A 1,245-nucleotide genomic window follows, 5' to 3' on the forward strand; every position below is an offset into this window, starting at 1 on the left:
GGAGCTTGCCTCGTTTTCGTTGACACTCTTACCTAACGGAGAGAGTGGTCAATGGCAAAGAGAAACGGGCCAGCCAAAATCAAGAAGTACAGCCTGGAGTTCAAGCTCAAAGCGGTCCAACTGAGCTCGCAGCCTGGGGTGCTGATCAAGGATGTGGCGGAGTCGCTGTGCATTCATCCTTTCATGCTCTCCAAGTGGCGCAAGCAGGTGCGCGACGGCGAGCTGGTGGGCGACCCACCGGAACTGGAGCCGCAGGAGGCCGCGGAGCTGCAACGGCTGCGCGATGTGGAGAGGCAGTTCAAGCGTCTGCAGATGGAGCATGACCTGCTAAAAAAAGCTATCCGGTTTGCCTCCGAACGAAAGATGAAGTCTTCGCCTTCATCGAGGCAAACCGGCAAGTCTTCCCGATCCAAGTGATGTGCCAAGTGCACGGCGTCACCCGCGGCGGGTATTACGCTTGGTGCAAGCGACAGCCCAGCAATCGCGAGCAGAACGATCGGACGCTGATCGAACGGGTGCAGAAGATCCACGCCGACAGCCGGGGCTTCTACGGCAGCCCGCGCGTCGCGGGCCAGCTGCGCCTGGAAGACCACAGCGTAGGGCGAAGGCGCGTGGCGCGACTGATGCGCGAGGCAGGCCTGCAAGGGCGAAGCGCTCGCCTGTACCGTCACTCCAAGGTGTTGCAGCGCGCCTTCTACGCGGGCGTGCCGTACTTGCCGGAGTCAGCCGCCACCGAGCGGCAAGACCAGGTGTGGGTGGGCGACGTGACCTACCTGCGCGTGGCCGGTCGGTGGCGCTACATGGCCGCCGTGATGGACAAGCACACGCGCAAGATCGTGGGCTGGAGCCTGGGCCCGCGCCGCGACGCAGCGCTGACGCGGGAGGCACTCGTGCAGTCCGCATGGAGCCTGGCGTCGTGTTCCACAGCGACCGCGGCATCGAATTCTCCAACTACGAGTTCCGCAGGCAACTGAGCGAGCTGGGCATGGTGCAGAGCATGAACCGGCCCGGCCGGATGAACGACAACGCGCACATGGAGTCGTTCTTCCACTCGATGAAGTGCGAGGAGCTGTACGGCAAGAAGTTCAACACCGAGCAGCAGCTTCGAGCCACGCTAAGCAGCTACATCCGCTTCTACAACGATCGACGGCTGCACTCATCGCTGCGATACTTGCCCCCAACGGCCTATGAGAGCCGCACGCAGGGAGCGTCCAGTGTCAACTAAACCGAAGCAAGTTCCCACGC

The 1,245-nt window shown here is 62.4% G+C and carries 3 protein-coding genes; all 3 read left to right on the forward strand.

Going from position 1 to position 1,245, the window contains the following annotated elements; translation table 11 throughout:
- Positions 1-51: 51 nt before the first annotated feature.
- From EZ216_RS21185 to EZ216_RS21195, 3 genes are read left to right on the forward strand one after another with little or no spacing between them, the layout of a single operon-like run.
- Positions 52-417 carry a transposase gene (locus tag EZ216_RS21185; protein WP_135251797.1) on the forward strand — a complete coding sequence of 122 codons (366 nt, stop codon included), beginning with the start codon at positions 52-54 and terminating at the stop codon, positions 415-417.
- Entirely contained in the window at positions 417-974 is a 558-nt protein-coding gene (locus EZ216_RS21190; RefSeq protein WP_135251798.1) for an IS3 family transposase, read from the forward strand. The genes EZ216_RS21185 and EZ216_RS21190 overlap by 1 nt, the downstream gene beginning before the upstream one ends.
- On the forward strand, positions 917-1,225 hold the full coding sequence (locus EZ216_RS21195) for an integrase core domain-containing protein (protein WP_167773017.1): 309 nt from the start codon (positions 917-919) through the stop codon (positions 1,223-1,225). The genes EZ216_RS21190 and EZ216_RS21195 overlap by 58 nt, the downstream gene beginning before the upstream one ends.
- Positions 1,226-1,245 lie beyond the last annotated feature (20 nt).

It is taken from the genome of Ramlibacter humi (assembly GCF_004681975.1).
Classification (GTDB): domain Bacteria; phylum Pseudomonadota; class Gammaproteobacteria; order Burkholderiales; family Burkholderiaceae_C; genus Ramlibacter; species Ramlibacter humi.

Excerpts from the sequence above, each read along its gene's own strand:
- EZ216_RS21190 (WP_135251798.1), top strand. The coding sequence starts at position 417 with ATGTGCCAAGTGCACGGCGTCACCCGCGGCGGGTATTACGCTTGGTGC.
- EZ216_RS21185 (WP_135251797.1), top strand. The coding sequence starts at position 52 with ATGGCAAAGAGAAACGGGCCAGCCAAAATCAAGAAGTACAGCCTGGAG.